Genomic DNA, 4,236 nt, shown 5'->3' on the forward strand with positions numbered 1-4,236 from the left:
GAGAGATTCTGCGTCTGCTGCTGGGCCATCCCGGCCACGCCGACGGCAGTCTGACCATCGGCGCGCTCACCGCGGCGGCCAGCGCCGGAACCACCCTGGCCGAGCATCATCCGCACCTGCTCCCGCTGGCCGACCGGGTCCTGGAGCCCACCGAGATCGACGTGCTTACCGGTCATGACGTGGTGTTCCTGGCGCTGCCGCATGGCAACTCGGCGGAGATCGCCGAAAAACTCGGCCCGGACACCGTGGTCATCGACTGCGGAGCGGACTTCCGGCTGGCCGATCCGGGCGACTGGGAGAGGTTCTACGGTTCGCCGCACGCCGGTACCTGGCCCTACGGGCTGCCGGAACTGCCCGGTGGCCGGGACCGGCTGCGCGGGGCGACCCGGATCGCGGTGCCCGGGTGCTATCCGACCTCGGCGCTGCTGGCGCTGGTGCCCGCCGTCGCGGCCGGGCTCGTCGAACCCACCGTCACCGTCGTCGCGGTCAGCGGCACCTCGGGTGCGGGCCGGGCCGCCAAGGTCGACCTGCTGGCCTCCGAAGTCATCGGTTCGGCACGGGCGTACAACATCGCCGGCGTGCACCGGCACACCCCGGAGATCGCCCAGGGTCTGCGCGCGGTCACCGCCCGCCCGGTCACGGTGTCCTTCACCCCGGTACTGATCCCGACGGCGCGGGGCATCCTGGCCACCTGCACCGCACCCACCTCGGCGTCGCTCGCCGAAATCCGCGCCGTCTATGAGAAGGCCTACGGCGACGAGCCTTTCGTGCATCTGCTGCCTGAAGGTCGGCTGCCGCAGACCGGTTCGGTCATCGGTTGCAATGCGGCGCAGTTGGCCGTCGCGGTCGACGAGGCCGCCGGTGTGATGGTTGCCCTGTGCGCAATCGACAATCTGGTGAAGGGGACGGCCGGTGCGGCGGTGCAGTCGATGAATCTGGCACTGGGATTGCCGGAGACGCAGGGCCTTTCGACGGTTGGGGTGTCGCCGTGACCCATTTCGAGACCCGGTTGCTGCGCGAGCAAGGCGTGACCGCACCGGCGGGCTTCCGGGCCGCCGGTATCGCCGCGGGCATCAAGAAGTCAGGTGCGCCGGACCTGGCCCTGGTCTTCAATGAGGGGCCGGACTATTCGGCGGCCGGGGTGTTCACCCGCAACCAGGTCAAGGCGGCCCCGGTGCTGTGGACCAGCCAGGCGCTGACGACCGGCCGGTTGCGCGCGGTCGTGCTCAACTCCGGCGGCGCCAACGCCTGTACCGGCCCACTGGGATTCCAGGACACCCACGCGACCGCCGAAGCCGTCGCCGCCGCCCTGTCGAACTGGGGTACCGAGACCGGAGCCATCGAGGTGGCCGTCTGCTCGACCGGGCTCATCGGTGACCGGTTGCCGCTTGACAAGGTGCTGGCCGGTGTCACCGAGATCGTCCACGAGATCCACGCCGGACTGATGGGCGGCGATGACGCGGCCAGGGCGATCATGACCACCGACACCGTGCCGAAACAGGTTGCGCTGCACCACTCGCTGGATTCCGCGGAGAACTGGACTCTCGGCGGGATGGCCAAGGGTGCGGGCATGCTGGCGCCATCACTGGCCACCATGCTGGTCGTGCTCACCACCGATGCGGTGGCTGATCCACCTGCGCTGGACGCTGCATTGCGCAGGGCCGCGGCCCGCACCTTCGACCGCCTCGACGTCGACGGCAGTTCCTCCACCAATGACACCGTTCTGCTACTGGCAAGCGGCGCCAGTGGGATCCGTCCCAGCCAGTCTCATCTCGATGATGCCGTGCTGCGGATCTGCGAAGACCTGTGCGCCCAGATGCAGGCCGACGCCGAGGGAGTCACCAAGCGGGTGCTGATCACCGTCACCGGTGCAACCAGTGAGAACGACGCCGTCATCGCGGCCCGACTGGTGGCCCGCGACAGCCTGGTCAAGACCGCCATGTTCGGCTCCGACCCGAACTGGGGCCGGGTGCTGGCCGCGGTGGGGATGGTGCCGTTCACGATTGATCCAGCCCGGATTACTGTGTCATTCAACGGTTTCCCGGTCTGCGTCGACGGGGCCGGTGCACCGGGGGCCCGGGACGTCGACCTGTCCGGCCCGGATATCGAGGTCACCATCGATCTCAACCTCGGTGCCTGTGCGGCCACCATCCGCACCACCGACCTCTCGCATGCCTACGTCGAAGAGAACTCGGCCTACAGCTCATGAGGACACAATCGCTGCAGGGCAAGACCGTCGTCGTCAAGTACGGCGGTAACGCCATGACTGACGACGCCCTCAAGGCCGCCTTCGCCGATGACATGGTCGCCCTACTCAAGGTGGGTATCCACCCGGTCGTGGTGCACGGTGGTGGGCCGCAGATCAGCGCCATGCTGACACGTCTCGGGATTGCGGGTGAGTTCAAGGGCGGCTTCCGGGTCACCACACCGGAGGTGCTCGACGTGGCCCGAATGGTGCTCTTCGGCTCCGTGGGCCGAGATCTGGTGAACCTGATCAACGTTCACGGCCCGTATGCCGTCGGCCTTACCGGTGAGGACGCCCGGCTGCTGACCGCGGTCCGGCGCAGCGTGGTGGTGGACGGGGTGGACACCGATATCGGACTGGTCGGCGACGTCGAACATGTCAACGCCGATGTGCTCGACGATCTGATCGACGCCGGCCGGATTCCGGTGATCTCCACCATCGCCCCGGACGCCGATGGTGTTGTGCACAACATCAACGCCGACACCGCGGCGGCAGCCGTCGCCGAGGCGCTCGGCGCCGAGACGCTGCTGATGCTCACCGATGTCGAGGGCCTCTACACCCGCTGGCCCGATCGCGACTCCCTGGTCAGTGAGATCGACACCGCGACGCTGGCCGAATTGCTGCCCGGTCTCGAGGAGGGCATGGTGCCCAAGATCGAGGCCTGCTTGCGGGCAGTCCAGGCCGGGGTGCCCAGCGCCCATGTCATCGACGGCCGGGTCCCGCACTGCGTACAGGCCGCGTTGTTCAGCGATTCGGGTTCCGGCACGAAGGTCATCCGGTGAGCACCGTTGTGGACCGCTGGCAGTCGGTCATGATGGACAACTACGGAACCCCGCCGATCGCGCTGGCCTCCGGTCAGGGCGCGGTGGTGACCGATGTCGACGGTAAGGCCTACCTGGATCTGCTGGCCGGTATCGCCGTCAATGTTCTCGGTCACGGGCATCCGGCGATCATCGAGGCCGTCACCACGCAGCTGAACACGCTGGGTCATGTGTCGAACCTGTACGCCACCGAGCCCGGTGTCGCGCTGGCCGAACAACTGGTGGCCCATCTCGGTTCCGATCTGCCGGCACGGGTGTTCTTCTGTAACTCCGGCGCCGAAGCCAACGAGGCGGCCTTCAAGATCACCCGCCTGACCGGCCGCACCAAAATCGTTGCGGCACAGAATGCTTTCCACGGCCGCACCATGGGTGCTCTCGCGCTCACCGGTCAGCCTGCCAAACAGCAGCCGTTCGAACCGCTACCCGGTTATGTCACCCATGTGCCCTACGGCGATGTCGACGCACTGGCGGCCGCGGTGGGCGACGACACCGCAGCGGTGTTCCTCGAACCGATCATGGGCGAGGGCGGTGTGGTGGTGCCACCGGCCGGATACCTGGCCGCGGCACGGGAGATCACCAGCCGGCACGGCGCACTGCTGGCCCTCGACGAGGTTCAGACCGGGGTGGGTCGCACCGGCACCTTCTACGCCCACACCCACGACGGCGTCACCGCCGATATCGTCACGCTCGCCAAAGGTCTGGCCGGGGGGCTGCCCATCGGCGCCTGTCTGGCGATCGGCCCGGCGGCCGACCTGATGACGCCCGGCATGCACGGCAGCACCTTCGGGGGCAACCCGGTCTGCACCGCGGCCGCGTTGGCGGTGCTTCGGGTTCTGCGCGAGGACGGCCTCATCACACATGCCGATCTGCTGGGCAAGACGTTGGCCGACGGCATTGAAGCGCTCAATCACCCGTTGGTCGACTACGTCCGGGGCCGCGGACTGCTGCGCGGCATCGTGCTGACGGCTCCGCAGGCCAAGGCTGTCGAGACCGCCGCCCGCGGCGCCGGCTTCCTGCTGAACGCGGCCGCTCCCGATGTGATCCGGCTGGCCCCGCCGCTGATCATCACCGAGGCGCAGGTGGATGGTTTCCTGAGGGCCCTGCCCGGAATTCTCGACGCGGGAGCTCAGGCATGACGATCCGGCATTTCCTTCGTGATGATGACCTGAC

General features: G+C 68.1%; 4 protein-coding genes. All 4 read left to right on the forward strand.

Annotated elements, in window-relative coordinates:
- A partial coding sequence (argC, locus tag ACR2JI_RS06345) for an N-acetyl-gamma-glutamyl-phosphate reductase (protein ID WP_526389167.1) occupies positions 1-992 on the forward strand: 992 nt, incomplete at its 5' end.
- Complete coding sequence (gene argJ / locus ACR2JI_RS06350) at positions 989-2,209, forward strand: bifunctional glutamate N-acetyltransferase/amino-acid acetyltransferase ArgJ (RefSeq protein WP_526389169.1); 1,221 nt, start codon at positions 989-991, stop codon at positions 2,207-2,209. The genes argC and argJ, both read left to right, overlap by 4 nt.
- Positions 2,206-3,027 (forward strand): acetylglutamate kinase, encoded by an 822-nt coding sequence (gene argB / locus ACR2JI_RS06355; protein ID WP_526389171.1) that lies wholly within the window; start codon positions 2,206-2,208, stop codon positions 3,025-3,027. Before argJ ends, argB begins: the two co-directional genes overlap by 4 nt.
- The gene (locus ACR2JI_RS06360) at positions 3,024-4,202 is read left to right on the forward strand and encodes an acetylornithine transaminase (protein ID WP_526389173.1); all 1,179 of its coding nucleotides are present in this window, start codon (positions 3,024-3,026) and stop codon (positions 4,200-4,202) included. The genes argB and ACR2JI_RS06360 overlap by 4 nt, the downstream gene beginning before the upstream one ends.
- The last annotated feature ends 34 nt before the right edge of the window (positions 4,203-4,236 follow it).

The sequence above is a fragment of the Mycobacterium sp. genome (assembly GCF_051006775.1).
GTDB lineage: Bacteria > Actinomycetota > Actinomycetes > Mycobacteriales > Mycobacteriaceae > Mycobacterium.